At 60.2% G+C, this 23,641-nt stretch carries 30 protein-coding genes and 1 tRNA gene; 13 read left to right on the plus strand and 18 right to left on the minus strand.

Annotated elements, in window-relative coordinates:
- The first annotated feature begins 23 nt into the window (after positions 1-23).
- Positions 24-467, plus strand: coding sequence for a hypothetical protein (locus IEX75_RS03735; protein WP_188792896.1), 444 nt, complete (start codon positions 24-26; stop codon positions 465-467).
- Here IEX75_RS03735 and IEX75_RS03740 read toward each other — a convergent pair.
- The gene (locus tag IEX75_RS03740; protein ID WP_188792897.1) at positions 464-1,933 is read right to left on the minus strand and encodes an NAD(P)(+) transhydrogenase (Re/Si-specific) subunit beta; all 1,470 of its coding nucleotides are present in this window, start codon (positions 1,931-1,933) and stop codon (positions 464-466) included. The genes IEX75_RS03735 and IEX75_RS03740 overlap by 4 nt on opposite strands.
- Positions 1,933-2,241 (minus strand): NAD(P) transhydrogenase subunit alpha part 2, encoded by a 309-nt coding sequence (locus IEX75_RS03745; protein ID WP_188792898.1) that lies wholly within the window; start codon positions 2,239-2,241, stop codon positions 1,933-1,935. Before IEX75_RS03745 ends, IEX75_RS03740 begins: the two co-directional genes overlap by 1 nt.
- Positions 2,242-2,436: 195 nt before the next feature.
- On the opposite strand from IEX75_RS03745, the gene IEX75_RS03750 reads away from it, so the two are divergent.
- From IEX75_RS03750 to IEX75_RS03760, 3 genes are read left to right on the plus strand one after another with little or no spacing between them, the layout of a single operon-like run.
- A complete protein-coding gene (locus IEX75_RS03750; protein ID WP_229720618.1) occupies positions 2,437-3,024 on the plus strand; it encodes an RNA polymerase sigma factor in 588 nt (195 codons plus the stop codon).
- Positions 3,021-3,401 (plus strand): hypothetical protein, encoded by a 381-nt coding sequence (locus IEX75_RS03755; protein WP_188792900.1) that lies wholly within the window; start codon positions 3,021-3,023, stop codon positions 3,399-3,401. Before IEX75_RS03750 ends, IEX75_RS03755 begins: the two co-directional genes overlap by 4 nt.
- A 3-nt stretch (positions 3,402-3,404) precedes the next feature.
- The gene (locus tag IEX75_RS03760) at positions 3,405-3,920 is read left to right on the plus strand and encodes a DUF3106 domain-containing protein (RefSeq protein WP_188792901.1); all 516 of its coding nucleotides are present in this window, start codon (positions 3,405-3,407) and stop codon (positions 3,918-3,920) included.
- 27 nt (positions 3,921-3,947) lie between these two features.
- Here the strand turns inward: IEX75_RS03760 and IEX75_RS03765 are convergent, their stop codons facing one another.
- Positions 3,948-5,048 carry an NAD(P) transhydrogenase subunit alpha gene (locus IEX75_RS03765; RefSeq protein WP_188792902.1) on the minus strand — a complete coding sequence of 367 codons (1,101 nt, stop codon included), beginning with the start codon at positions 5,046-5,048 and terminating at the stop codon, positions 3,948-3,950.
- Positions 5,049-5,136: 88 nt separating this feature from the next.
- Between IEX75_RS03765 and cdd the strand changes: the two genes are divergently transcribed.
- Positions 5,137-5,550 carry a cytidine deaminase gene (cdd, locus tag IEX75_RS03770; RefSeq protein ID WP_188792903.1) on the plus strand — a complete coding sequence of 138 codons (414 nt, stop codon included), beginning with the start codon at positions 5,137-5,139 and terminating at the stop codon, positions 5,548-5,550.
- Here cdd and IEX75_RS03775 read toward each other — a convergent pair.
- On the minus strand, positions 5,533-6,432 hold the full coding sequence (locus tag IEX75_RS03775; RefSeq protein ID WP_188792904.1) for an alpha/beta fold hydrolase: 900 nt from the start codon (positions 6,430-6,432) through the stop codon (positions 5,533-5,535). The two genes, cdd and IEX75_RS03775, sit on opposite strands and share 18 nt — an antisense overlap.
- 127 nt (positions 6,433-6,559) lie before the next feature.
- Between IEX75_RS03775 and IEX75_RS03780 the strand changes: the two genes are divergently transcribed.
- Genes IEX75_RS03780 through IEX75_RS03790 form a run of 3 tightly spaced genes read left to right on the plus strand, consistent with a single transcriptional unit; the run spans position 6,560 to position 8,612 of the window.
- Positions 6,560-7,129: a nitroreductase family protein gene (locus tag IEX75_RS03780; RefSeq protein ID WP_188792905.1), complete on the plus strand. Its 570-nt coding sequence runs from the start codon at positions 6,560-6,562 to the stop codon at positions 7,127-7,129.
- Between the two features lie 4 nt (positions 7,130-7,133).
- Positions 7,134-8,027, plus strand: coding sequence for a 5'-3' exonuclease (locus IEX75_RS03785; protein WP_268236461.1), 894 nt, complete (start codon positions 7,134-7,136; stop codon positions 8,025-8,027).
- 18 nt (positions 8,028-8,045) lie between these two features.
- Positions 8,046-8,612, plus strand: a complete 567-nt coding sequence (locus IEX75_RS03790) for an NUDIX hydrolase (RefSeq protein ID WP_188792906.1) — start codon at positions 8,046-8,048, stop codon at positions 8,610-8,612.
- 50 nt (positions 8,613-8,662) lie between these two features.
- On the opposite strand, the gene IEX75_RS03795 is transcribed toward IEX75_RS03790, so the two are convergent.
- The 8 genes from IEX75_RS03795 to rsmD all read right to left on the minus strand — a co-directional run bounded on the left by IEX75_RS03795 (position 8,663) and on the right by rsmD (position 15,762).
- On the minus strand, positions 8,663-9,433 hold the full coding sequence (locus IEX75_RS03795; RefSeq protein ID WP_188792907.1) for a methyl-accepting chemotaxis protein: 771 nt from the start codon (positions 9,431-9,433) through the stop codon (positions 8,663-8,665).
- A 524-nt stretch (positions 9,434-9,957) separates the two neighbouring features.
- Positions 9,958-11,004, minus strand: a complete 1,047-nt coding sequence (locus tag IEX75_RS03800) for a TMEM43 family protein (RefSeq protein ID WP_188792908.1) — start codon at positions 11,002-11,004, stop codon at positions 9,958-9,960.
- 22 nt (positions 11,005-11,026) lie between these two features.
- Positions 11,027-11,875 carry an MBL fold metallo-hydrolase gene (locus IEX75_RS03805; RefSeq protein ID WP_188792909.1) on the minus strand — a complete coding sequence of 283 codons (849 nt, stop codon included), beginning with the start codon at positions 11,873-11,875 and terminating at the stop codon, positions 11,027-11,029.
- Positions 11,876-12,001: 126 nt separating this feature from the next.
- Complete coding sequence (ggt, locus tag IEX75_RS03810) at positions 12,002-13,717, minus strand: gamma-glutamyltransferase (RefSeq protein ID WP_188792910.1); 1,716 nt, start codon at positions 13,715-13,717, stop codon at positions 12,002-12,004.
- A complete protein-coding gene (locus IEX75_RS03815) occupies positions 13,714-13,968 on the minus strand; it encodes a YfhL family 4Fe-4S dicluster ferredoxin (protein WP_188792911.1) in 255 nt (84 codons plus the stop codon). The genes ggt and IEX75_RS03815 overlap by 4 nt, the downstream gene beginning before the upstream one ends.
- A gap of 156 nt (positions 13,969-14,124) precedes the next feature.
- Positions 14,125-14,631 (minus strand): hypothetical protein, encoded by a 507-nt coding sequence (locus tag IEX75_RS03820; RefSeq protein WP_188792912.1) that lies wholly within the window; start codon positions 14,629-14,631, stop codon positions 14,125-14,127.
- Positions 14,624-15,157 (minus strand): pantetheine-phosphate adenylyltransferase, encoded by a 534-nt coding sequence (gene coaD, locus IEX75_RS03825; protein ID WP_188792913.1) that lies wholly within the window; start codon positions 15,155-15,157, stop codon positions 14,624-14,626. Before coaD ends, IEX75_RS03820 begins: the two co-directional genes overlap by 8 nt.
- Positions 15,158-15,186: 29 nt before the next feature.
- A complete protein-coding gene (rsmD, locus tag IEX75_RS03830; protein ID WP_188792914.1) occupies positions 15,187-15,762 on the minus strand; it encodes a 16S rRNA (guanine(966)-N(2))-methyltransferase RsmD in 576 nt (191 codons plus the stop codon).
- A 73-nt stretch (positions 15,763-15,835) separates the two neighbouring features.
- Between rsmD and ftsY the strand changes: the two genes are divergently transcribed.
- The 5 genes from ftsY to IEX75_RS03855 all read left to right on the plus strand — a co-directional run bounded on the left by ftsY (position 15,836) and on the right by IEX75_RS03855 (position 19,471).
- On the plus strand, positions 15,836-16,912 hold the full coding sequence (gene ftsY, locus IEX75_RS03835) for a signal recognition particle-docking protein FtsY (RefSeq protein ID WP_188792915.1): 1,077 nt from the start codon (positions 15,836-15,838) through the stop codon (positions 16,910-16,912).
- Positions 16,912-17,991, plus strand: a complete 1,080-nt coding sequence (locus tag IEX75_RS03840; protein WP_188792916.1) for an AsmA family protein — start codon at positions 16,912-16,914, stop codon at positions 17,989-17,991. Before ftsY ends, IEX75_RS03840 begins: the two co-directional genes overlap by 1 nt.
- Complete coding sequence (gene mutY, locus IEX75_RS03845; protein WP_188792917.1) at positions 17,988-19,037, plus strand: A/G-specific adenine glycosylase; 1,050 nt, start codon at positions 17,988-17,990, stop codon at positions 19,035-19,037. Before IEX75_RS03840 ends, mutY begins: the two co-directional genes overlap by 4 nt.
- A 21-nt stretch (positions 19,038-19,058) precedes the next feature.
- Entirely contained in the window at positions 19,059-19,337 is a 279-nt protein-coding gene (locus IEX75_RS03850) for an oxidative damage protection protein (protein WP_188792918.1), read from the plus strand.
- A gap of 58 nt (positions 19,338-19,395) precedes the next feature.
- Positions 19,396-19,471, plus strand: a tRNA-Phe gene (locus IEX75_RS03855).
- 210 nt (positions 19,472-19,681) lie between these two features.
- Here IEX75_RS03855 and IEX75_RS03860 read toward each other — a convergent pair.
- The 6 genes from IEX75_RS03860 to IEX75_RS03885 all read right to left on the minus strand — a co-directional run bounded on the left by IEX75_RS03860 (position 19,682) and on the right by IEX75_RS03885 (position 23,564).
- Positions 19,682-20,236 carry a hypothetical protein gene (locus IEX75_RS03860; protein WP_229720619.1) on the minus strand — a complete coding sequence of 185 codons (555 nt, stop codon included), beginning with the start codon at positions 20,234-20,236 and terminating at the stop codon, positions 19,682-19,684.
- Positions 20,237-20,365: 129 nt separating this feature from the next.
- A complete protein-coding gene (locus tag IEX75_RS03865) occupies positions 20,366-20,998 on the minus strand; it encodes a hypothetical protein (RefSeq protein ID WP_188792920.1) in 633 nt (210 codons plus the stop codon).
- Entirely contained in the window at positions 20,995-21,207 is a 213-nt protein-coding gene (locus tag IEX75_RS03870; protein ID WP_188792921.1) for a hypothetical protein, read from the minus strand. The genes IEX75_RS03865 and IEX75_RS03870 overlap by 4 nt, the downstream gene beginning before the upstream one ends.
- An 83-nt stretch (positions 21,208-21,290) precedes the next feature.
- Positions 21,291-22,025: a DUF6988 family protein gene (locus IEX75_RS03875; RefSeq protein ID WP_188792922.1), complete on the minus strand. Its 735-nt coding sequence runs from the start codon at positions 22,023-22,025 to the stop codon at positions 21,291-21,293.
- Between the two features lie 3 nt (positions 22,026-22,028).
- Positions 22,029-22,577 carry a hypothetical protein gene (locus IEX75_RS03880; protein ID WP_188792923.1) on the minus strand — a complete coding sequence of 183 codons (549 nt, stop codon included), beginning with the start codon at positions 22,575-22,577 and terminating at the stop codon, positions 22,029-22,031.
- A 12-nt stretch (positions 22,578-22,589) separates the two neighbouring features.
- Positions 22,590-23,564, minus strand: a complete 975-nt coding sequence (locus tag IEX75_RS03885; protein ID WP_188792924.1) for a hypothetical protein — start codon at positions 23,562-23,564, stop codon at positions 22,590-22,592.
- Positions 23,565-23,641 lie beyond the last annotated feature (77 nt).

Genomic DNA, 23,641 nt, shown 5'->3' on the forward strand with positions numbered 1-23,641 from the left:
CCCGTCATCCGTAGTAACCGCCCATGATCGTGCGCCAGATCGTCGGCGAATGTTTCGCCTTGTGTTGCGCGGTCATGCTCGGCCTGGCCGCTGGCGCCGTCTGGCTGGTACCTACCGCGTACTTGCACCGGCCGCTGCCTTGGTTCGCCGTGCCGGCCGGCTGGCTGCTCGGCATCGCGATCAGGCAGTGGGTACACAACAAGAAGTGGAATGCCGCGCTGTTGGCTGTGCTCGCCACGGTGGTAGCAAGCGTATACATCCGCGTGCTGATCACTGCCGCCAATATTTCCGCCATGACAGATTACGGCTTGGTCGATGCCGCGCGCATCGCCGGCCTGTCGATGCTGCTGGATTTCACGCGACTTACGGTGAGCAAGCTCGATATCGCTTGGAGCTTGGTGGGCGTGGTAGTTGCGGCGGTGACGGCCATGCGTTCGCCCGCCGCCGCCCCACGCAAGGCACGTTAGCCATCCAGCGTCTTCAGTTCTGCCACTAGCTGGCCAGCTGCTGCCTGGCCATCGCCATACAGCATTCGCGCGTTGTCGGCATAGAACAGCGCGTTCTCGATACCCGCAAAGCCGGTGCCTTTGCCGCGCTTGACCACGATCACCTGCTTCGCATCGGCAACGTCGAGAATCGGCATGCCGTAGATCGGCGATGCGGGATCCGTCTTTGCCACCGGATTGACCACATCGTTGGCACCGATCACCAGTGCGACATCGGTGACGGGAAATTCCGGGTTGATGTCTTCCATGTCTACGATCAGGTCGTACGGCACGCCCGCCTCGGCGAGCAACACATTCATATGTCCCGGCATGCGGCCGGCTACCGGGTGAATGGCGAACTTCACCTTCACGCCGCGCGAAATAAGCAGTTGCGCAAACTCCCACACTTTGTGCTGCGCCTGCGCGACCGCCATGCCATAGCCCGGCACAATCACCACGCGTTCGGCATAAGCCATCATCACGGCGGCGTCGGCGGCTTCGATCGGTTTCTGGCTGCCGCTGATCGCCTGCGCCTCACCGCCCACTACCGCACCGAAACTGCCGAACAGCACGTTGCCGATCGAGCGGTTCATCGCCTTCGCCATCAGCTGCGTCAGCAGGGTGCCGGCGGCGCCGACCACCATGCCGGCAATGATCATGGCTTCGTTTTGCAGCACGTAACCTTCGAACGCCACCGCCAGACCCGTAAAGGCGTTGTAGAGCGAAATCACGACCGGCATATCCGCACCGCCGATCGGCAGCGTCATCAACAAGCCGAACAGCAAGGCGAGCACGAAGAACGCACAAACCAGCGCAATGGTGAGATGCCCCGTGGCCAGCATCACGCCGATCACCACTGCGCCCGCCAGCACCAGCAGGTTCACGATCTGCTGGCCGGGGAAGACAAAGCGCCTGTCCAGCCAGCCCTGCAGTTTGGCGAATGCAATCAGCGAACCGGAAAAACTCACCGAACCGATCAGCGCACCCAGCACGCCCAAGGCCAGCGCCACCGGACTCAGCGGTGCGACAGCGGTTGCGCCATGCAGCGGTGACCAGCTTTCCGGCATCAGTGGAAAGGTGTTCGGCGCCACGACGCGAACAGCAAGATCCTGCGCATGGCTGACCAGTTCCGAAGCGCCGATCGCCGCGGCCGCACCACCACCCATGCCGTTATAGAGCGCCACCATTTGCGGCATGGCAGTCATCGCCACCCGCCGACCCGACCACCAGGCCGCTGATACGCCGATCAGCACGGCGGCGACGATCAGCCCACGGTTCTGCATGTCTGGAAGCAGCAAGGTCGCCACCACCGCCAGCAACATGCCGAAACCAGCCCACACGATGCCGCCGCGCGCCGTGCGTGGGGAACTCATGCGCTTCAGGCCAAGGATGAAAAGAAGAGCAGCGATGAAATAGCAGGCGTCGATCAGGGTCTGTGGCCAAGCCATCACTTGGCCTCCTTGCTGTCCGGAGCGGGCTTGCTGGTCTTGAACATCTCCAGCATGCGCTCGGTGACCACATAGCCACCTGCCGCGTTGCCGGCGCCCAGAAGTACGCCAATGAAGCCGATCGCAAGTTCAAACGATGTATGCGCATGACCTAGCGCTATCATGGCTCCAACCAGCACAATGCCGTGGATGAAGTTGGAACCGGACATCAACGGCGTGTGCAGAATCACCGGCACCCGCGCGATGATTTCGTAGCCGGTGAACGCGGCCAGCATGAAGATATAAAGCGCCAGGAACCCGTCCAGCATGTGCTTCCCCCGCCAATCGGTCATATTCGCCGCATCATACGGTGAGCGGGACGCTGCAATCCATGGCATTCCGCCGCATGGCGGGGTCGGTAACGTGGCCGTAAAGTCAACCCGGCCGGCTTCTGCGCGTTGATGGCGAGAGTCGAACAGATGGAGCCTCAGGATGCTCGCCCGGACGATTCAGAGAACGGCGCCATGAACAGCGTCTCGGCTGTTTTCGAGGCGGAACTTCTTGCGCAGAACGGCCAGGCCGTGCCTGCGACCCTGGATGCGTTTCTGGCGAGCATGGAGCGCCGGGCCTTCCGCATGGCCGAGCTGCACCTTGGCAACCGCGAGGACGCGCTGGATGCCGTGCAGGACGCCATGCTCCGTCTGGTCAAGCATTACCGTAACAAGCCCGCAGAGGAATGGACGCCACTGTTCTGGGGCATCCTGCGCCGGCGCATCGTGGATTTGCAGCGTCGCCGCAAGGTGCGCTCTATCGTGGTCGGCTGGCTGGGTGGTGGCCACGACGACGACGGCGACGAACTACCGGCTTGGGAACCGGCCGATACCGGCCCCGATCCACTGGAAAAACTACATGGCGAACAGTCCTATGCGGACTTGGCCGCCGCGGTGAAGAAACTTCCCCAGCGTCAGCGCGAAGCCTTCATCCTGCGGGTACTCGAAGGATTGGACGTGGCGGATACCGCCATGGCGATGGGCTGCTCGGAAGGCAGCGTAAAAACACACCTCTCGCGGGCCATGCAACACCTGCGCGAGCAACTGGAGGAGTGGCGATGAACTCGTCCGACAAACAATTCGAACAGCGGGCTCGCGCGCGCTACCAGGAGGCGATCCAAAGCATCGATCCGGTCACGGCCGGACGTCTGCGCGCTGCACGCCGCACGGCCCTCGAAGCCGCTACCGTGCAAGCCTCGCCGGGTCATCGCGCACGCGTGCTGCTGCCGGTGGGTGCACTGGCCGCCATGGCGCTTGCCGCGCTGATAGTCTGGCAGCCGTCGCCGCAGCCACAGCCCGAAAACAAGCAAGCGGCAGCGACCGAGCAGGAAAATGAATATCTTCCGCCGGAAGCCGATAAAGCCGATCCCGGCCTTTACCAAAACCTCGATTTCTACAGCTGGCTCGCTGCGAACAACAGCGACCAGACCAAACGCTGATCCATGCTGCCACGAAGAGTACGCCTGCCAACGCTGCTGGTCTTTCTGCTCGGTCTGATGATCGCGGCACCGTCGTATGCGCAAGGCGCTCGTCCGTGGGGCAGCTTGAGCCCGCAGCAGCAATATCTGCTTGGCCCGCTGCAATCGCAGTGGAATACGCTGCCGCCGCAACGGCAGGAACACATGATCCAACGCACGCAGGACTGGATGAAGCTGCCGCCGGAGCGCCAGCAGGAAATCCGCGATCGTATCCAGCGTTGGCAGCAGATGACGCCCGCTCAGCGCGAGCAGGCGCGCCAGAACCAGCACCTGTACGACACCCTGCCGGCTGAAAAACAGCAGCAGTTGCACGATGCGTTCAAACGCTACCAGCAGCTTCCGCCCGACCAGCGCGAAGAGCTGCGCCGACGTTGGCTACAACAGTCACCCGAGCAGAAGCGACAATGGCTGGATCACATGGGACCTGGTTCAACCCTACCCGCGGGGCGCGCTTTCGGCATGCCCCGCGGTCGGCATTGATGGCAGTCGGTTCGTTACCGTCTGGTCCTACGCACTGAACAAAATCTCGCCCTGGCGCGTTACGCAGCTCTTTGCTACCAGCTCGTCGTTGAAGTCCGGTTGTAGCGCGCCATCGCGGATCAGCAACTCGGCAAAGTTGTAGATATTTCGCGCATACATCTCTGAGGCATGCAGTGGCGCGCCAGCAGCAAGATTGAGCGGCCCTAGAATGGTCACGTCGCCATGCTCAACGCGTTCGCCCGGGTGAGTCAGCTCGCAATTGCCGCCGCTCTCAGCAGCCAGATCAACGATCAAAGCGCCCGGCTTCATGCCCTCGACCATTGCCGTCGTGAGAATCTTCGGCGCAGCACGCCCCGGCACGGCCGCCGTGGTGACCACGGCATCGAAAGCCTTCAAGTGTTCCGCCAGCGCCTGTTGCTGCGCCGCGCGCTCTTCGGCGGTGAGTTCGCGCGCATAGCCGCCGCTGCCCGCTGCGCTGACACCCAGCTCCAGAAACTTTGCACCCAGCGATTCCACTTGCTCACGTGTTTCGGGGCGCACGTCATAACCTTCGATCTGCGCACCCAGGCGACGCGCTGTAGCAATCGCTTGCAAGCCGGCCACGCCCGCACCAATCACCAGTACCCGCGAAGGCCGAATGGTGCCGGCGGCAGTGGTCAGCATGGGGAAGAATTTCGGAGCGCTTTCAGCCGCGATCAGCATGGCGCGATACCCCGCCACAGCAGCTTGCGAGCTCAACACGTCCATCGCCTGCGCGCGCGTGGTACGTGGCAACAGTTCCAGCGCGAAAGCCGTCAGCTTTTTCTGTGAGAGTGCCGCGACGCGTGCAACTGCACCGTGCGGGCGCAGCTGACCCAGTACAACCGTGTTCTCGCGCAAATCGGCGAGCGCCGCGTCATCGGGTGGCAATACGCAGGCCAGCAAATCGGCCTGGGCCAACACCTGCGCCAGATCGGCAAACTCGGCATCCGCATAGCTCGCATCCGGAAACCCTGCCGCCTTGCCCGCATCGCGTTCGAGCAGCACGCGCAGCCCTTTGCCGCGCAGTTTCTTTGCCACTTCCGGCGTGATCGCCACGCGGCGTTCGCCGGCAGCGGTTTCACGCAATGCGGACACGGTGATCGACATCGGCCATCTCCTGCGGATGAGTCTTCTCATCGTAGCCGAAGCGCGGGGTAGACTGACCAGCCCCGAGCCGGGAAAACGAGGAGCACCGATGCCCGAGCAGATCGATGGCAGCACCCTGTTGGAGCTTGCCCGTAGTGCGCGCGATCTGGCCTATGCGCCTTACTCGCACTTCCATGTCGGCGCTGCCTTGCAAACCAAGGATGGCCTCGTATTTCCTGGTTGCAACGTGGAAAACGCAGCCTACGGCTTGTGCAATTGCGCCGAGCGCACGGCCCTCTTCAGTGCCATGGCCGCCGGCTGCAAGCCTGGCGATTTCAGCGCCATCGCCGTTATTGCCGATACACCGGAACCTGTCACCCCGTGCGGCTCCTGCCGCCAAGTACTGGCCGAGCTCTGCCCGGCGGACATGCCGGTGCTGCTGGCCAATACGGCCGGCTCGACGCGGCAGACGACCGTGGAAGCTCTGCTGCCCGACGGATTCCGGCTAGTCCTTGCGGGTTGAATCTGCAGCGCGCAGCAACTGCTCCAGCGCGCCATCGAATGCGCGCGGATCGTCCACGAAGACAGCATGTCGCGTATTCGGCACAGCGATGAAAACCGCACCATGGATGCTCTCGGCCATTTGCTTCTGTGCATCGAGAAGCGGTGAATTCGCCGACGCAATGACTAGCGCCGGGCGATCGATCTTCTGCAAAGCCGGGCGACGATCGGTACCGAAGATGTCCGACACCAGCATGGCTGCACCCACGGCGGGCGGCGTACGTTGCGCCTGCGCGATCACGGCATCGATGTTGGCCGGTGGTCGCTGGAAGATGGAGCGCACCATGCCGGCGTTGTAGTCGGCCGGCTGCGCTGCATACCGCGAGAGGCCCGTAAGAATGGCCTTGCTGAACGGCTTGCGCAGATCCAGTTCGCTGGTACCCGCGGAAACCGGTGAATCCACGAATACAACGCCGGCAAGTGAAGCGGTACCGAACTGCTGCACATATGCGGCGACATCCTGCGCACCTTGCGACCATCCCACCAGCACACATCGGTCGATATGCAGCGATGCGAGCAATTCGTGCAGATCCTGTGCACGGCGCTCTGGCGTGTTGCCGGTCAGCATGATCGACGACTCGCCTTGAGAGCGTGAATCCACCGCAATCACATGCCGGTGATCGGAGAATCGCTGCAACTGTTCGTGCCAAAGCGATGCCGTCAGCGTCCAGCCGGGAATCAACACCAGGGCCGGTGCCGAACCGTCTCCACCAGCCTGCAAATAGTGGATACGCGCGCCGTCGTCAGTGGTGACATAAGCGTCACGGATCGCCATCTCGCTGGCGTAAGAAACGGGTATCAGCGCAACCACCAGGCTCGCGACCAAGCCTTGCATCAGCTTCATACGGTGCACTCCTTGGACGATGGCGCGCATCGTACGCCCGGCGAAAAACGGCGTCTGCGTGACTGAAAGGCATCGTGACAAGCTGCAAACGGTTGTACGATAAGTTATTTCCCAAGCCCGACTCCCTATGCTCGACGCACTCTCCCTGCTGCAGCAACGCCATTCCGCACCTTCACGCCAGCTTGGCGAACCCGCGCCTGATGCAGCTACCTTGCGCACCTTGCTGGAAGCGGCCATTCGCGTACCTGATCATGGCAAGCTCGTGCCCTTCCGGCTGATTGCCATGCGCGACGAAGCCAAGCTGAAGTTCGGCGCCTTGTTGACCGAGCGCGCCATCCGGCGCGATCCGAATCTGCCCGACTCCAAGCGCGAAAAAGAGCGCCTGCGCTATACCTTTGCTCCGCTGGTCATGGTGGTGATTGCGCGCCTCGACCAGGAGAATGGCATTCCGGAAATCGAACAGAAGCTGTGCGCCGGCAACGTGGCCTACAACATTTTGCAAGGCGCGTATGCGCTCGGCTTCGGCGCGCAGTGGCTGACCGGCTGGGCCGCCTATGATGATGAAGTTGCCGAACTGCTCGGCCTGGCGAAGCACGAATGCGTGATCGGCTTCGTGCACATCGGCACACCACAGGCCGAGATTCCCGATCGCGATCGCCCTGCCCTCGACGATCTATTTACCGAATGGAAGGGCTGAGTACGTGTCCACCTTGCCTACTGCGCACTTGATCGACGGCAGCCTGTATGTGTTTCGCGCCTGGCATTCGATGCCTGACGAGTTTCACGATGCCGACGGCCACCCCGTCAATGCCGTGCACGGCTATACACGTTTTCTGTGCGAGCTGCTGGAACGCGAAGGCCCGACGCATCTGGCGGTAGCGTTCGATGCTTCGCTCACCACCTCGTTCCGCAACGCCATCTATCCGGCATACAAGGCGAACCGCGAATTGCCCCCGCCCGATTTGGAACGCCAATTCGTATTGTGCCGCGCCGTCACCGAAGCGCTCGGCATCCGCGTGATGATCGATCACAGCTTCGAAGCGGATGACCTGATCGGCAGCGCGCTATGGGGCCTGCGTGCACACGGCTTCCGCAGCGTGATCGTCTCGGCGGACAAGGATTTCGGCCAACTGCTAGGTGAGCATGACGAGCAATGGGATTTCGCGCGCAACCTGCGCTGGGGTCCTGCCGGCGTATTCGATCGCCTGGGCGTGCATCCGGTGCAAGTGGCGGATTTCCTGGCCCTATGCGGCGATGCGGTCGACAACATTCCCGGTGTGCCTGGCATCGGCGCAAAAACGGCTGCGGCATTGCTCGCGCATTTTGGCAGTCTGGACGAATTGCTTGATCGTGTGGATGAAGTGCCTTTCCTGCGCCTGCGCGGTGCGGCCAGCTGCGCGGCAAAACTGCGCGAACACGCCGAAGCAGCGAGACTGTATCGCCGGCTCACCCGCATCGCCCTGGATGCCCCCTTCGACGGCGGCGCGGAAACACTGATTCGCCAACGCAGCAACACGGCGCTCGAATCCTTGTGCGAGCAACTGCGCTTCGGACCGCTGACGCGCACCCGTTTGCGCACACTCAATGGCGCCTGAGTTTTTCGAGATCTTGAAATGAACGACATCAACCGCAAACCCGAAGACGCCAGCGCACCCTCCGAGATGCTTTACCAAGGACGCTGGCTGCGACTGCGCCGCCGCGGTCGCTGGGAATACGCCGAGCGCAATAATCCTGGCGGCGCGGTGATCATTCTCGCTGTGACGCCCGACGACAACATCCTGTTCGTCGAGCAGTACCGCGTTGCCATCCAACAGTTCACCATCGAGATGCCAGCCGGCTTGGTCGGCGATCTGGCCGATCAGGAACACGAAGGCTCTCTGATCGCCGCGCAACGAGAGCTGGAAGAGGAAACCGGCTATCGCTGCAGCCGCGTTACTTTCGTGCATGAAGGCCCCACATCATCCGGCATGAGCAACGAGATGATCGCGTTCGTGCGCGCACATGATCTGGTCAAGGTGAGCGACGGCGGTGGCGACGTGACCGAGAACATCACGGTGCACGAAGTACCGCGGCAAGAGGCGGGCGCATGGCTGCTGGCACGTGCGAAAGAAGGTTATTCGATCGATCCGAAGCTGTTTGCAGGCTTGTGGTTGATCGAGCACGCGGCGTTGTTCGGCTGAACCTCCTTCCTCCCCTGCCGGCAGGGGAGGATGACCCCGCAAGCTTTCAACTAACCCATGGTGCCGTCGCTGACCTGTCGTATTGCAACGTCATGCTCATCCAGCTCGGACAAGCGCAGCGTTTGCAGATTTCTTTTCAGCACCAGCGCCCAGCACTTGAGATCCTGCACGGCTAATGCGCTCTCCTGCAGCAGCAGATCGCTGTCGTCATCTTCCTCATACGGTTCAGGCGAGGCGAGATGCTGGGAAGCTGCTGGATGCGGCTTGCCCATGAAGGCGGTAACCTCGGATGCCTGGATGACGGAGTCGATGATCTGAAGCATTTGCACACCGGCCTGCTCCATCACCATAAGGCCCTGGCGAATGCGCTCCACACTGTCGGCGATGACGTTGTCGATCTGTTTGCACGTGGCCGAGCCGCGCTGGGCGTTTTTCAGAACCTGGTTGGCGAGCAGGGAAAAGTGATGTGCTTCCTGAAAATTCGCTGCACGCGACGGGAAAAGTTTTGATGTGGTGTGTTCCACCTCATCGATCAGCCTGACCACGTCATGCGACAACTCACTGAACACGCGTGCATTGTCGACCAGCTCAAAAGCAATGCTTCTGCCCCTGCCCAGCGAGAATGATCCGGATGATTTATCGCCCCTGATGCAGGTGTACTTCTTTGCCGCGCCCGGCTCATCATGCGAGCAAGCAGCATGGGTTTGAAAGGCGGCATTCCTGCATCGATGACTTGGAGCGCCGCCGTCTTCGGCCACGCGAGTGCGCTTGAGTGAAACGCGCCACTTCCTTGTCAATTTGAAACATTTTGCATTGCGCATGTGAGGTACCCCCCGGCATGCCTATCGATGATCAGGCATGTCGATGATCCGGCTCGTGCGAGCACCGACTGAGAAACAGGGGAAGTCAGGAACCCTTGGCTCTATCACCCAGCTCTATGTGTCCGGTTCATGGGTCCAAGCCGCCCTCGGTGGGCCTGGAATCCGTGCACCCGTCTGTGAGTGCCCCTTTCATCTCCCCGCGACGCCGTTTCCGCTCCCTGCGACATCGCCGCTGTGTTCATCAGCGAAATGTATGTTCATAGGCGTTGTAGTCCAACGCCAACTCGGGTGCAAGGGGGTAAGGCGGCCTTTAGCCGGGCATGGCCATTCAGATCGCAAACGGATAACGCAACTACATGTATTAAAACGAGAAAAGCGTTGCGCCAGCCTGGCAAGCCGTAAAAAACCGCAAAGGCGCCTGCGAAAAATCTTAAATTTTGTCGCAACGCATTGATCGGTAGGTTGGGATGTAACCCCAACATCGCCCCGTGTGATGCGCAGGATGTTGGGGTTTGCACCCCAACTTACGTGGCAGCCTTCAACGCACGCGCTCTCCAAAACGCCAGGGCCGCGCCAACCACCGCCAAGCCAAACCAGGCAGCCGCTGTCGAGTTGTCATTGCCCAACCACAGCACCGTATCGACGGCACCGACCACCAGCACTGCGATGGCCGGCGCGAGAATCGGATCGACGCGCCGGTAGTACCAGCGCAACAGCAAGCTCGCGCCCAGCCCGGCCAGCAGCACTGCTAGCACGCGACGAAGCCAGGGGTGCTCGGGCGGCAGCGGTGTATCGGAAAAAATATCGGACAGTGGCACGTCGCCAGATTGCACCGCATAGCCGGCACCATCCGTTGCATCGTCGGCAGGAACCAGCTTGTTGCCTTCCACCTTCGCCACGATAGTGACGGTTTGCACCGGCACCGCTTCCCACGTCACACGCAAATCGCCGACTTGCGGACGCGACGGCTCGGGGCTGGTGACCAGGCCACCGTTATAGAGACTGAAACTCGCGGCAAGATTGCTTGGCAGTCTGCGCAAATCCGGCGCAACCGACTCGCTACCGGTCAAGGCATGTACCAATGCCGGGGCGAGCACGAAATTGTTCACACGCACCAGGCCCGCATCGAATTGCGCGCCATCGAGTGGAAATTTGCCTGGATTGGTATGGCCTTCCGGGTGAACAAAGTGGCTGGAATCGATGGGGTGATCCTGCCAATCCTGCTCATATGTCGGGTCACCGCCATAACGAAGCTCGCGCCACTGAAACATCTGCACGTGGCGAATCAACACCGGCTGGTCCGTCTGCTGATTGAATTGCTGGTCGAGCGGCGCCTCCACCACTTGCAAGGGGCCGACCACGCGCACCATGAAACCCTGCATACCGGCGTCGGGGAGACCACGGCTGCCCAGATCAAGCACGTCACCACCATGGCGTTTCATCTGCGCGCTGTAATCAAGCTGCCCTCGTTCGACTACCGCTCCCACGCCTGCTCCGAGTAGCAGCAACACTGCTCCCAAGGCAGGCAATAGCAATTCTCGGATGGAGAGTGGCTTTCGCTCGCCGCTCATCGAGGCTCCAGTGGCTATGGATTCAAACGACGCCGCGCAGTTCGGGCTGCTCGTCGGTCGTACCATAGCGCCCGCGCTCGTCGCGTGTCACGCGGGCCATCGCGCAAGCGTGGTCGTGCGTAAAAAACAGCCGCACGTTGCGCGCGAACTTGTCTTCAAGGAACGCTCGCTTTTCATCGATGAGCGCTTCCGGATAACGGTCATAGCCCATGGTGATGGGCAGATGCACCCAGGAACGCCCTGGAATGAGGTCAGCGCAAAAAACCACGCCGGCCACTTCCGCCAGCATCAGGCCTGGCGTATGCCCATCCGAGAAAGAGAAGCGCACCGCGCGCCCAAGCGTCTGCGAATATTCGCCCGCCACCAGCTCCAGCCGCCCGCTGTCCTGCAGCAGATGCTGCAACTCAGGAACGAAAGAAGCGCGGTCGCGTGGATGCGGCTTCAACGCGCGTTGCCAGTGCTGCGCGCCGACCAGGAAGCGCGCGTGCGGGAACAACAGCTGCGGCGGTTTGCCTTCCTCCCACGCCGCGAGCAAACCGCCGGCGTGGTCGAAATGCAGGTGCGAAAGCACCACCACGTCGATGTCTTCATGCGACAGGCCGACTGCCGCCAGCGATTCGAGCAGCACGTGCCGGCTTTCCACCACGCCATAGCGTTCGCGCAGCGCCGGTTCGAAGAACGCGCCGATGCCCGTTTCGAACAGCACGTTGCGGCCTTCCAGATCCTTGACCAGCAGACAGCGACAGGCGAGTGGAATACGGTTGGATTCGTCCGGCTCGATCCACCGCGACCACATGGCCTTCGGCGCGTTGCCGAACATGGCGCCGCCGTCGAGTTTTTGCGTGTTGCCGTTGAGAGACCACAGTTGCATGACGAATTCCGGAAAGCCGCTTTCGAGTGCTTCGCACCGCTTATTAAAACCGAACCCCGGCATTCGCCGGGGTGACGGGTGTGTAAGTTTTTCGCCTATCCAGGTTTCAAAGGAAGGACAAGCGCTTTACTGCACCTTGCCCAGCCCATCATCCCTGCGTGGATCGCTCGCAGCATCCAGCTTGTTGGTGCGCCGGTCCCAGATCACAACATTCATGAAGCCCCACGGCCCGCGCTCCTTGAAGCTGTAACCCATCTGCGTCAACGCATTGGTGGTCTCTGCATCAAAAGCGCCCGGCTCGACCATGACGACATCCGGCATAAATTGATGGTGGAAGCGCTTCTTCGCCACGACTTGATGCGCATCGCCGCCATCGATGAACGCAAGGATGCCTTCCAACACCTGCGTGATGATGGTGGAACCGCCGGGTGAACCAATCACTGCCGTGCGATCCGGGCCGATCACGATGCTCGGCGACATCGACGACAGCATGCGCTTGCCGGGCTCAGGCGCGTTCGCCGTGCTGCCCAGCAGGCCATACACGTTCGGCTTGTTCGGCACCAACGCAAAATCGTCCATCTCGTCGTTGAGCAACACGCCGGTGCCCTTCGCGACGAAGGTGGAGCCAAGCAGATAGTTCACCGTAGAAGTGATCGCGACCATGTTGCCGTCGGCATCAATGATCGAAAAATGTGTGGTGTGCATGCCCGGGTCCTGGCCGCCTGAAGGCGCCAGCATCGAGGAAGGCGTCGCTTTGTCCGGCAGGATGCTCTGACGCAAGCCATCGGCGTAGTACGGCGACAACAGCATGTTCAGCGGCATCTTCACGAAATCCGGGTCGCCCAGATAATCGTTGTGGTCGCGGAACGCACGGCGCATCGCTTCGATCGTCAGATGAACGCGATGCGCTTGATCCAGCTTGCTGAGGTCGAAGCCAGAAAGAATGTTGAGGATTTCGGCAATCGCCACACCGCCAGACGACGGCGGCGGTGCGGTGATGATCTTGTAGCCGTGATAGTCGATGGTGATCGGCGTGCGTTCCTTCACGCGATAGGAGGCCAAGTCCTTCAGCGTCCAGTTTCCACCGGCTGCGTGTACGGCATCGACCAGCTTCTGGGCCGTTTCACCGCTGTAGAAACCGGCATCACCATAGTTCGCCAGCAGCTCCAGCGTGTGAGCCTGACCTGGATCGCGCCAGGTTTCGCCCGCGGCGGGTGCGTTGCCATTGGGCAGGAATTTCTCCGCAGAAGCGGGCCAGCGTTCGAGGTTCTTCTGTTCTTCCTTGATCGCACCGAGCAAACGGTCATCCGGCTTGAAGCCATCCCGGGCGGTACGGATAGCCGGTGCCAGCGACGCGGAAAGCGGCAGCTTGCCGTAGTTTTTGGCCAGCCACACCAGTCCGGCCGGCTCGCCGGGAATGCCGGCCGACAGCGGCCCCTTCAGCGCGGTATCGCGATTGGGCGTGCCGTCCGGATTGAGATAGTCCTTGGGATTGACGGCCGCCGGTGCCGTTTCGCGCGCATCGATGAACACGGTGCGCTTGTTGCCGGCGATGTACATGGTGGCCATGAAGCCGCCGCCGATACCGGAGCTTTCCGGCTCCACCACCGACAGCGTGGACGCCACCGCGATAGCCGCGTCGAAGGCATTGCCGCCCTTGGCCAGTACTTCAAACCCCGCTTCGGTGGCGAGCTTGTTGGCACTCGCGATGCCGGCATGGCCGGGACGTTCCGCCAGCTGTGCCGCTTGAGTGGATGGGGTGGGCTGGTCGGCGGCACATGCGCCGCTTGTTCCCAGTAAAAAACCTAGCAGCAGCACATGCCAACGCAACGCAAGCTTCATCCCTTGGCCTCCATCAGATGTTTGTATTTGTCTTCGAGCTGCTCGCGCGTTTCGGTATGCGCGGGATCGATGATGATGCATTCCACCGGACACACGACCACGCATTGCGGCTCATCGTGATGGCCGATGCACTCGGTGCACAACGCGGGGTCGATGACGTAGTAGTCCTCGCCGAGCGAAATCGCCTTGTTCGGGCAGACGGGTTCGCAGACGTCGCAGTTGACGCAGGTATCGAGGATCTTGAGGGACATGCCGGGTTAGTTTACATGGGCTGGCTGGAGGTTGTGCGAAGCAGCAACGGAGCCATCCATCTCAAAGGAGCGTGCTCGTCATTCCGGCACACAGGCCGGAATGACGGCGCGGAACGGTGCAACCTGGGGCAACATTGCCCCGCACCTTCCCCAGTTTTACATCTCGATGTAGCGAACCGTCGCATTCGTCGGCTTCAGCACATCTTCCACGCGCTGTTCGTCGGCTTTGTCGCCGATCACGACCACGATCACGCCCTTGAACGAACCCGCCTTGGCATCCTTGAAGGCGGTGGTCACGACGTCAGCCGTTTTGCCCGAATCCGGGCCGCCGACTGCCAGCAGGTTACCCGGCAGCACGCCGCGGGCCACGATGTCCTGGATGTTGCTGAGCTGGCGGTCGCGTGCGTCCTTGGCGTCGTCGGTGTCGCCGGCCGGCACCAGATAGGCATACGGCTGCGGCGCAGTCATACCCTGCATGTTGCTCTGCACGATCTGGCCGAGATAAGCACCCCAGGCCTTGGAGTCGTTCGGATCGCTAGGCTTGGTCAGCTTTTGCGGCTGCTGTGCCTGCTGCTGGGCCTGATCCTGCTGGTTGTTGCAGGCAGACAGTGCCAGGCAGCCGGTCAACGCAAGGGCGGTGGCGATGAGAGTGAGTTTACGCATAGTTATCCCCTTCGGTTTCGGGTTGCTTTTTTTGCCAGCGCTGCCGCATGGCCTGTTGGACCGCGGGATGCACGAAACCGGAAATGTCGCCGCCAAGGCGACCAATTTCGCGTACCAGCGAGGAAGAAATAAAGCTGTACTGCTCGGCTGGCGTCAAGAATAGCGTCTCAGCCTGCGGAATGAGATGACGGTTCATGCTCGCCAACTGGAATTCGTATTCGAAATCCGACACAGCACGCAAACCGCGAATGATCACCCCAGCACCAAGTTCACTGACCATCTGGGCCAGCAGGCAATCGAAGCCACGCACTTCCACGTTGGGCAGATCCGCCAACGCCAGACGCGCCAGCGTGATGCGCTCCTGCAGCGAAAAGCCCGGACCTTTGTTCGGGCTTTCGGCCACGGCCACGATGATGCGTTCGAACAAAGGCGCGGCGCGCGCGACGAGATCTGCATGGCCGTTGGTGATCGGGTCGAAGGTGCCCGGATAGACGGCGAGACGCTTGTTGACCGGCGGCTGGTTCACTTAGGAAGGCAAGACGGGCAGGGAAAGCACTAGCTTAACGGAACGCTTTGCGAGCGGCGATAGAGCGCATAGCGCACGTCACCGGCATGACCCTCGCGATGCGACACCCAGTTCGGCGGCAGTGCGAGGGATTGCCCCCGCGGAGATTCGACATAAATCTGTGCGGCATCAGCCAGCCAGCCACCCTGCTCCAGTTGCTGTGCCAGCGGCGTCCAAAGCTGCAAGGCAAATGGCGGATCGAGAAACGCCAGCCCGAACGGCCGCGGTGCACCGTGCAGAAAATGCATTGCATCCACCGCGACTACATCCGCGCCCTCCGCCTTTAGCCGGGCAAGGTTGCCACGCAAGGCTTCCGCCGCGGCTCGCTCCGGCTCCACGAACTGTACGGCCGCAGCACCACGCGAAAGGGCCTCGATACCCAGCGCGCCAGTGCCTGCGCACAGGTCCAGCGCCCGCACACCGGCGATGGTTGGCGCCAGCCAATTGAACAGGGTTTCACGCACACGCTCCGATGTCGGCCGCAGACCAGGAAGATCAGGCACGTTCAAGCGCGAATTACGCAGATTGCCGCCGATGATGCGGATTCGTCCTGGCATGGCCTTCATGCGCCGGCGCCCTCAGCAGGCAGTACGGGTCGGGGTGTTAGCATTCGCCCATTGTCTTTGAACTAACCCCCTCATGCTCAAGTTCTGGAAAAAGAAGCCCGCCGACCAGGGGGCCGGGGAAAACGAAGAAGTGACCACGCAGGCACCCGCCGAAGAAGTGCGGGCATCCGAGCCGGTGGCACCTGTGGCGGAGATTGCCATCCCCGTTGAACCCGCGGCCGAGGCAACGCCAGCCAAGCGCAGCTGGCGCGAGCGCCTGTCAGGCAGCGGCTTTGCACGCGGGCTTTCTTCCTTGTTCTCGCGCAACCCCAAGCTCGACGACAACCTGCTGGACGAGCTGGAAACCACACTGATCACCGCCGATGTCGGTATCGAAACCAGCACCTCGCTGGTGGAAAACCTCCGCAAGCGCATGCACAAGCGCGAGTTCGCCGACGCCGGCGCCCTGCTGCAAGCGCTGCGGCAGGAACTGGTCACGTTGCTCAAGCCGGTGCAAAAGCCGCTCGATATCAACGGCCGCAAACCGTTCGTGGTGCTTACCGTCGGCATCAATGGCGTGGGCAAGACCACCACGATCGGCAAGCTGGCACGCCGTTGGCGTGACGAAAACCACCAAGTGCTGCTGGCTGCCGGCGACACCTTCCGCGCCGCCGCGGTGGAACAGCTCAAGACCTGGGGCGAGCGCAATCAGGTGCCCGTCATTTCGCAGGGCCAGGATGCCGACGCCGCCAGCGTGATCTTCGATGCGCTGCAGGCCGCGCGTTCGCGCAACGCTGACGTACTGGTCGCCGACACAGCCGGCCGCCTGCACACGCAAGGCGGCCTGATGGACGAACTGGGCAAGATCGCGCGCGTGCTCAAGAAAATCGACACGGAAGCGCCGCACGAAGTACTGATGGTGATCGACGGCACCACCGGCCAGAACGCCGTGAACCAGGTGCGCCAGTTCCGCCAGATCGTGGGCGTCACCGGTCTGGTAGTCACTAAGCTCGACGGCACCGCCAAGGGCGGCGTGGTATTCGCGCTGGCGCGCGAATTCGGCTTGCCGATCCGCTTTGTCGGCCTGGGTGAAACCGCCACGGACCTGCGCGTGTTCGATGCGGATGCCTATGTCGACGGACTGCTCCCCGCCGATTTCGCGCGAGCCTGATGACGATCCCACGTCCACTGCGACTGCTACTGATAACGCTCGCCAGTTTCATCGGCGCCATCGTGCTGGTGGTGCTGGTGGGGCTATACCTGCTGCTGCAACCTGATCGCTTTACCGCCATGCTGAAACAGCATGCGCGCGAGGCCGGCTTGCAGCTCACACTCTCCAGCCCGGCCAGCCCCACGCTGTTTCCACGCCCGGCCCTGCAACTGGAAGGCATCACCCTCACAGCGAGCGACGCCGGCCCCAATGCCATGCCGATCCTGCTGGCCGCCAACGGCCGGCTCGTACTGCCATGGCGCACGCTGTTCGACCGCCAGGTGGTGATCTCGCACATGCAGATCAATTCGCCGCGCGTGGATTTGGACGCGCTGCAAGCGTGGCTGATGAACCTGCCCCAATCCGCCACGGTGCCGGACGAAATTCCGCGTATCGCCACCGGCGTGCGCATTCGCAACGGCAGCGTGGTGCAGAACAACAGCGAGTGGCTGAGCGACGTATCGCTCGACACCGGACGACTCGCACCCGGGCAAGCCTTCTGGGTGAATCTGTCCGCCAAGGAAACTGACGGCACACCGCTGCAATGGCAGCTCTCCAGCGTACCCAGCATTGCCGATGGTGCGCTGAAGCTTGATGCCATCGACATCCACGTGGCCGACAGCAGCGCCACCAACTTGCACCTCACCGGTCACGCGCGCTGGGCCGGCCTAGCGAACGCATCGCTGCAACTGCAAGGCAAGCTCCATCTCGCCGGTGAAGGCGACTACGATTCGGCGGTCATGCTTACGCCCGCTGCGCAAGGCAAGCCTTTGCTGCTGCACCTGAAGCTGCTCGGCACCGACAACCATATCGATCTCGAACTGCCACCGCTTGCGTTAGCGCAGTGGTGGAATCAGCTCGCCAATCCGCAAGGGCCGAGGCTGTCTACGCCTCCGGGTAATGGCCAGGTCGACATGGCTACGCTGGATGTGGGCAAGGTCCATATCGAAGGACTGAGCGTGCAAACCGGCGATGCCATACCCGCCGCCGCGGAAAGCTCTGCGCCCCCTGCCACTCCTGTAGCCCCACGACCGCAGTGACTCCTTTCGCCTCCACCCTGCTCGCCTGGTTCGATCACCACGGCCGTCACGACCTGCCCTGGCAGCATCCGCGCGATGCCTACCGCGTGTGGCTGTCGGAAATCATGTTGCAGCAGACGCAGGTGGTAACGGTCATTCCCTACTTCCAGCGCTTCGTATCGCAACTGCCCACATTGCCCGATCTTGCTGCGGCGGATGAAGACACGGTGCTCGCATTGTGGTCAGGGCTTGGCTACTACCGTCGCGCCCGCTTTCTGCATCGCGCAGCGCAAGTGTGCGTGGAAAAACACGGCGGCGAATTGCCGCGCGATTTCGATGCACTGGCGGCGCTGCCGGGCATCGGCCGCTCCACCGCAGGCGCCGTCCTTGCACAGGCCTATGGATTGCGTTTCCCTATTCTCGATGGCAACGTCAAACGCGTGCTTACGCGCTACCACGGCATCGCAGGCCACCCGAGCGAGCGTGACGTCGAGAAGCAGCTCTGGCTACACGCCGCTGCGCATACACCAGGCGAACGTACAGCTGACTACACGCAGGCGATCATGGACTTGGGTGCGACCGTCTGCGTACGCACGCGTCCGTTGTGTGCGATGTGTCCCATGCGCAGCGATTGCGTTGCCCACCGCGACAATCTCACCGCGCAGCTACCCACGCCCAAGCCAGGCAAGGCGATTCCCACACGCAACACCACCATGCTGATCCTGCGCGACACCGATGGTCGCGTGCTCCTGCAACGACGCGGTGCGCAAGGCGTTTGGTCAGGCCTGTGGAGCCTTCCGGAAGCCGACGGCACTGACGGCGCCTGGCGTGAAGCACAACGTCATGCACGCATCGACGACGCCCAAGCGCTGACGCCCTTCATGCATGTCTTCAGTCACTATCGCCTGCAAATCCAGCCGCTGCTGTTCGATGGCGCGACACCTGCACACGCCATCGCCGATAATGCCGACCTGCGCTGGTGCACGCTTGCAGAACTACCCTCACTAGGCCTGCCCGCGCCCGTGCGCTCGTTGCTGACGGCACTGCCCGAACCCACCGCGTTGTAACCAACAAGTAGAGATATTCCGATGAGCCGTACCGTTCATTGCGCCAAACTCGGCATCGATGCCGAAGGCCTGGACTTCGCCCCCTGGCCGGGGCCGCTGGGGCAGCGCGTTTTTGCCGAGATTTCCAAGCCTGCATGGCAGCAATGGCTGGCGCACCAGACCATGCTGATCAACGAATACCGCCTCAACCCGCTCGATCCGAAGGCACGCCAGTTTCTGGGTGGGGAGATGGAGAAATTCCTGTTCGGCGGCGAAGCCAAGAAGCCGGAGGGCTATAAGCCACCCGCGGCCGAGTCTTGACGTATTCCTCGCCATCCGATTTAATGAGCGGCTCCCATGCAACGCATGGCACCCTTGTGGCCGGGTAGCTCAGTTGGTAGAGCAGGGGATTGAAAATCCCCGTGTCGGCGGTTCGATTCCGTCCCCGGCCACCATCATTTTTAAGTGGCAAGTTAATAATTTAAGTCACTTTCAAAGCCCACCCATGAGGTGGGCTTTTTGTTCCATGCGTCACGCATGTAACACCCCTGTCTGGCTGTGCGCAAGCAAAGTACACCTTCTCTACGAAAGTGCCATTTTTCCATGTGGCACCCCCGAAGCACGGTTGCTTGAGCAATAAAACATGCTCAACGCGCGCGATGTTTCTAGCCTGAAACAGCAGACCCAAATATCCGCCTCACCATGATGGTCGGCCCGCGTGAAGTATTCGCAGGTTCGATGGATGCATCCACCTCAGCAAACACACCCAGGCTCGCTACGGTTCGATTCCAGTAATCAGCCAACCACTGCGCCTTTTCCAGCACGCTCCCCTTGTCCTCTCGTAAGCGACGACAAATGAAGTCGCGAACTCGCTGCGCGGGATCATCCATGATCACTTTTCCAGCATAGATAGGTTCATGCGTATAGCGCGAAAACCTCATGAGGAAATGTAGGAACCACCGTTCTTGGCCGTCCTGCTGAAAGCAAGCCAGACAACTTTCCCCGTACCCCTTCACATCATCCATCACTTCCGGTGAGCACAACACCATGGGATGGCGTGCTCCGGCATCCCGATCACTTTCGAGCACATAGGCTCTGTTGAGGGCTGTACCAAACACAAAGTCCTTATCGTGATGAGCGTTTCCCACTGTGAAACCTCCACGTACAAGAACATCGTGTTGAAGCAGGTTGAAGGTGAGCATATCGATGGACGCGGTCATCTCTGAAAGGCCCAACGCAGTTCGGGCTGCGGAAATCACGATGCAGTCGGAGAAATGCGTAAGTCGCATGTCCACCGCGGGTGGTTTCGCACAAACTGTCCTTCACCAACCTCAAAGCCCCTTCTAATCTCAGTTTCGCATCAAAAATGGAAACTGAGCGAAAGCCATATCATTGATTTCATCAAAGATCGCTTGATCGCCTGTTGTCCGATCAGTGGGATGAACGGTCAAGGTCAAGTAGTAGTTCTTCTTATCATGCTTGGCGAAAACGATCCATTCGCCGGTGAGTTTTTTTTGGCTTGCCCGTTCTTCCATCGCTCCATGCGTCAAGGCGCTGGCAAGTTCATGGATCATTTCTTTGGTTACTACCGGTGACTCCGCCGCATCAAAGATCCGTTTAACTGTTGCCTCGACCTTTTTCGGTGGCATATGGCTTGCGATGTTCTTAGGGATGAACCGCGCCGAGAAAAAATGCTGGTGCCACAACCCTTTCAGCGGCTCTTTGCTAAATTGGGTAGGAGCTTTCGTTTCGATAGCATCGTGGGACAAACCTTCAAGACGCTTCAACTCTTGAAGAATGAAGTTAGCCTCTATTCCTTCTATGGTCGTATAAAGAACAAACTTAAATACAAACAACAAGGAATATCGACCAGGCGCGATGTTGTCCAAACCAACATCCTTTGCGAACCTTTCGAGTTCTGTATCTTCGATCTGTAGCATGCGCCCGTCAGCCAGCTGAGTTTTATATGTGGACAAACTCATTCCCCTTTCTCTTCTATGGCCGCGAGCTTCCCTTGTATTAGGCTTTTAGCTTCATCCAAGGGTTCTCGCTGAGTAACGAAGCCAATAACATTTTCTAGTTTATCTACCAGCAAGGAAAGTGCGCGAAGACCGCCAGCATCACTAATCTCCGAGGCGGCCTCACGAATGGCCTTAAATGCCTTAGCGTTCACTGATGTGTGTGTATCCATGATAGTCATCTCTCTAAAAATGGAAAACGTCAAGGGTTTGGATTAATAGCTGACGTGCAACACATGAAATAAATGCACGCCCCCTAAGAACCCGTCATGTCGGAAGGCTTAGGAAATACACTTTTTAGGTAGTCACGAAACGCGATACGGGTATTGCGCGGCTCTTGGAATAGATCACTCTTTTCTTGGTCATCCGCCGTGGATACATAGCAGACACCCACCATCGCCAGATGCGCAAGTGCGAGCGCATTACCCACGACTTCTACGATCTCTCCCGGTTCTGTTCGGAAACCGATTTGTTCGTTGGTATAGGTAATCAGCGTAGATTTCCCGCCATGAACCATCCCACACAGCACATCCCATGAATATTGAACCATGTCGACGATCTTTGTGCTGGAGCCGACCGCCAACACATCACCCACCAAGGGGGCAAGTGTCTTGTGGTTAAGCCGCTTCGATTGCCCATCTTTGTTGGGGCGCTTTGGCATCTCGTCGTGTTTGATGAAATACTCCACCTCATCGTCCGTTGCCTCTTTCGCAAAGAACGCGCCCCGCAACAAGGTTTCGATCTGAACACGATGAAGCGCCAATGAGGACGAACCAAACTCCCACGGATGAATAGCGATCAGAAGGGCTAGGGCGTGCGCATGATCGATAGATGCTCGTAAAAGTGCGACGGATAGAGCATTCCGTTTTGACGCCGGTATAGGAAAGCCAGCGATTGCAACAAGCACGGCTTTTATCGCCGCTACTGCGAGATCGGCTGCCTGTTTTGTCTGCTCCATTCGAATAGGCGCTTGTGGCGTTGGTGAAGCCATCCCCTACCCCTTAGACGAACAAAACGCCTTCACGATGGCTTCCGCAGGCGTGTTTGGCGTCGCCATCATCTTGTTCATCACCTTCTCGCTTGAAACAGGTTGTCCAGCCTGCGCATCGCGGTACAGCATGCGCTGATCGACCAGAACAAACCCACTCACGCAACCTGCCGTCACATGTTCGCGGGCAATCGCATAGGTTTGTCCCGTCATCTCGTTCGTGCGCGGAGTGGCATAAACCCACTCAATCATTCCACCATGGTCCCCAGGCTTCGCCACAGTGGCATAGAGTTCCCAAGCTCCATCACCAGATCCACCGGAAGCAATCTTTTTCCACGTCACCTTGTACTGAAAAGTCGCAACACAACCGGTTCGCTCAACATTCGTATATTCCATGCTGCCATCCGGCTTCTGGCACCGGTACACAGCACCGCTGATCTCCGACGGCGGGCGGTTGCTGAGTTGCGCCATGCTCACCGTAGGAACGGTCAACCCACCAATCGCCAAGAACAAACCTATCGCCCATCCCAAACTGGTGCCGCGAACAGAACGCATCTCCATCCCCCGTTAGTAGGCGCTGGCCTCATGGTCGATCTGGTTCATCTCATCGGTATCCTGCTTAATTGTGCTGCCAACATCATCCATTTCACGAAGAACAATGGACTTGGCCGCCTGATAGTTTTTCTCGGCATCCAACTCCTGTACGCACGCGCTCAACTGTTCTTGACCGGCATGACAAGGACTAGCCGAAATCGCTGCATCAAACTGCCCAATATGGGTGTGCCCGCGATCCAGGTACTGCCCCCATGGAATGTCAAACTGGGTGAGTTGCACACTCAACTGACTGATACGGACAGCAACCTGTGATGCTTGAACACTACCCTTCGGGTAGTTCTTCTGGATGTTCAAGTCGTGCCGCGCCGCCGTCATGACCTTATCGTGTCCGTTGTGGAACGGAGACAGATCGTGGTGCTCTTGAACCATCGACGCGTACTTGTTCAACGCGTTGGCTAAATCTTGTACCCGCTGGTTGGCATTGTTGATCGCTGCCTGCTTTGCGTTCTCCGCAGCTATCTCTTGCTGCTTTTCCTGGTCAAGTTGCTGCTGCTGTGCGTTAGCCTGCTGAATGGCATTGCCTTCTTCACCTAACCGCTGGATCGCCGTTTGGTACGCCTCGGGCGAGGACAAAGCGAACCGTTCAATGCCATTGGGCTGGGTCACAGTAATAACCCCATGCTCCGCCGTGCCTGACATGTTGGTTGGCACCGCAAAAGCCTCATTGGCCTTGCCGATCAACGTCAACGCGTGCCCGTCGGTGTTGCCCGAAATATTGAGCGTGAACCGCTCCGAGCTACCGTCGGGTTTGATATCGAAGTGATTGAGCGTGCCCAGCAACTGACCATCTGGGGATTGAGTGATCTGGAGCAGCTCCACGAATTGCGGTCCCTGCGCCACATACGCCCCGGAGACGGTGTGCGGCGAACAGCCAGCCACCATCAACGCCAACACAACCTCACACCCACCCCGTCGGATGACTGCCATGAAGGCCCCCTGCTCCCTAGGCTCGGTCCATTCTATGGCAAGGCTGCTGACCTGCGCCCAGGGAATACGAAGACCAC

This window comes from Dyella nitratireducens, assembly GCF_014642835.1.
In the GTDB taxonomy this organism is placed as follows: domain Bacteria; phylum Pseudomonadota; class Gammaproteobacteria; order Xanthomonadales; family Rhodanobacteraceae; genus Dyella_B; species Dyella_B nitratireducens.

Coding starts and splice junctions, on each gene's coding strand:
- IEX75_RS03735 (WP_188792896.1), top strand. CDS start 24: ATGATCGTGCGCCAGATCGTCGGCGAATGTTTCGCCTTGTGTTGCGCG.
- IEX75_RS03740 (WP_188792897.1), bottom strand. CDS start 1,933: ATGGCTTGGCCACAGACCCTGATCGACGCCTGCTATTTCATCGCTGCT.
- IEX75_RS03745 (WP_188792898.1), bottom strand. CDS start 2,241: ATGCTGGACGGGTTCCTGGCGCTTTATATCTTCATGCTGGCCGCGTTC.
- IEX75_RS03750 (WP_229720618.1), top strand. CDS start 2,437: ATGAACAGCGTCTCGGCTGTTTTCGAGGCGGAACTTCTTGCGCAGAAC.
- IEX75_RS03755 (WP_188792900.1), top strand. CDS start 3,021: ATGAACTCGTCCGACAAACAATTCGAACAGCGGGCTCGCGCGCGCTAC.
- IEX75_RS03760 (WP_188792901.1), top strand. CDS start 3,405: ATGCTGCCACGAAGAGTACGCCTGCCAACGCTGCTGGTCTTTCTGCTC.
- IEX75_RS03765 (WP_188792902.1), bottom strand. CDS start 5,048: ATGTCGATCACCGTGTCCGCATTGCGTGAAACCGCTGCCGGCGAACGC.
- cdd (WP_188792903.1), top strand. CDS start 5,137: ATGCCCGAGCAGATCGATGGCAGCACCCTGTTGGAGCTTGCCCGTAGT.
- IEX75_RS03775 (WP_188792904.1), bottom strand. CDS start 6,432: ATGAAGCTGATGCAAGGCTTGGTCGCGAGCCTGGTGGTTGCGCTGATA.
- IEX75_RS03780 (WP_188792905.1), top strand. CDS start 6,560: ATGCTCGACGCACTCTCCCTGCTGCAGCAACGCCATTCCGCACCTTCA.
- IEX75_RS03790 (WP_188792906.1), top strand. CDS start 8,046: ATGAACGACATCAACCGCAAACCCGAAGACGCCAGCGCACCCTCCGAG.
- IEX75_RS03795 (WP_188792907.1), bottom strand. CDS start 9,433: ATGCGCAATGCAAAATGTTTCAAATTGACAAGGAAGTGGCGCGTTTCA.
- IEX75_RS03800 (WP_188792908.1), bottom strand. CDS start 11,004: ATGAGCGGCGAGCGAAAGCCACTCTCCATCCGAGAATTGCTATTGCCT.
- IEX75_RS03805 (WP_188792909.1), bottom strand. CDS start 11,875: ATGCAACTGTGGTCTCTCAACGGCAACACGCAAAAACTCGACGGCGGC.
- ggt (WP_188792910.1), bottom strand. CDS start 13,717: ATGAAGCTTGCGTTGCGTTGGCATGTGCTGCTGCTAGGTTTTTTACTG.
- IEX75_RS03815 (WP_188792911.1), bottom strand. CDS start 13,968: ATGTCCCTCAAGATCCTCGATACCTGCGTCAACTGCGACGTCTGCGAA.
- IEX75_RS03820 (WP_188792912.1), bottom strand. CDS start 14,631: ATGCGTAAACTCACTCTCATCGCCACCGCCCTTGCGTTGACCGGCTGC.
- rsmD (WP_188792914.1), bottom strand. CDS start 15,762: ATGAAGGCCATGCCAGGACGAATCCGCATCATCGGCGGCAATCTGCGT.
- ftsY (WP_188792915.1), top strand. CDS start 15,836: ATGCTCAAGTTCTGGAAAAAGAAGCCCGCCGACCAGGGGGCCGGGGAA.
- IEX75_RS03840 (WP_188792916.1), top strand. CDS start 16,912: ATGACGATCCCACGTCCACTGCGACTGCTACTGATAACGCTCGCCAGT.
- IEX75_RS03850 (WP_188792918.1), top strand. CDS start 19,059: ATGAGCCGTACCGTTCATTGCGCCAAACTCGGCATCGATGCCGAAGGC.
- IEX75_RS03860 (WP_229720619.1), bottom strand. CDS start 20,236: ATGACCGCGTCCATCGATATGCTCACCTTCAACCTGCTTCAACACGAT.
- IEX75_RS03865 (WP_188792920.1), bottom strand. CDS start 20,998: ATGAGTTTGTCCACATATAAAACTCAGCTGGCTGACGGGCGCATGCTA.
- IEX75_RS03870 (WP_188792921.1), bottom strand. CDS start 21,207: ATGGATACACACACATCAGTGAACGCTAAGGCATTTAAGGCCATTCGT.
- IEX75_RS03875 (WP_188792922.1), bottom strand. CDS start 22,025: ATGGCTTCACCAACGCCACAAGCGCCTATTCGAATGGAGCAGACAAAA.
- IEX75_RS03880 (WP_188792923.1), bottom strand. CDS start 22,577: ATGCGTTCTGTTCGCGGCACCAGTTTGGGATGGGCGATAGGTTTGTTC.
- IEX75_RS03885 (WP_188792924.1), bottom strand. CDS start 23,564: ATGGCAGTCATCCGACGGGGTGGGTGTGAGGTTGTGTTGGCGTTGATG.